This is a genomic window from Acidovorax sp. (assembly GCF_046291265.1).
Classification (GTDB): domain Bacteria; phylum Pseudomonadota; class Gammaproteobacteria; order Burkholderiales; family Burkholderiaceae_C; genus Acidovorax.
Window position 1 is genome coordinate 1 of the sequence record NZ_JBKBTV010000162.1, and the last position, 623, is coordinate 623.

The window sequence follows — 623 nt, forward strand, 5'->3', positions numbered from 1 at the left end:
CGGGTCGGTGACGGTGGTGGCTGGCGCGAGCTCTGGCGACGGCGAAGCTGGCGGGCACGTGCAGGTGATCGCTGGCGAGGCCACCTCTGGCGCGGGCGGCGCTGTGAGCATCCTGAGCGGCGGTGGCGGCAGTGGCAGCGGCGGCGCGATGGTGCTGTCGGTGGGGTCGGGCGTGAGCGGGGATGGCGGCATGGTGTCGGTGTATGGCGGCGACGCGAGCGAGGCGGGCAATGCTGGCGGGCACGTGCAGGTGATTGCTGGCGGGGCCACCTCTGGCGAGGGCGGCGCTGTGAGCATCCTGAGCGGCGGTGGCGGCAGCGGCAGCGGCGGCGCGATGGTGCTGTCGACGGGCGGCGGGTCGGCTGCGAGCGGGCAGGTGACGGTGGCGACTGGCGCTGGCGCGCAGTCTGGCGAGAGCGGGCGGGTGCTGGTGCAGACTGGCAGCGCGAGCCAGGGCTCGAGCGGCGGCATCACGCTGAGCAGCGGCGCGGCTGCGGGTGGCGAGAGCGGCGCAGTGACTGTGGCGGTGGGCGGAGGCAGCGTGGGCGGGTCGGTGACGGTGGTGGCTGGCGCGAGCTCTGGCGACGGCGAAGCTGGCGGGCACGTGCAGGTGATCGCTGGCG

1 pseudogene is annotated in these 623 nt (G+C 75.3%); it reads left to right on the forward strand.

The window, feature by feature from the left end:
• Window positions 1-623, forward strand: a pseudogene (locus ACK41V_RS23690) (hypothetical protein); the annotation flags it as partial.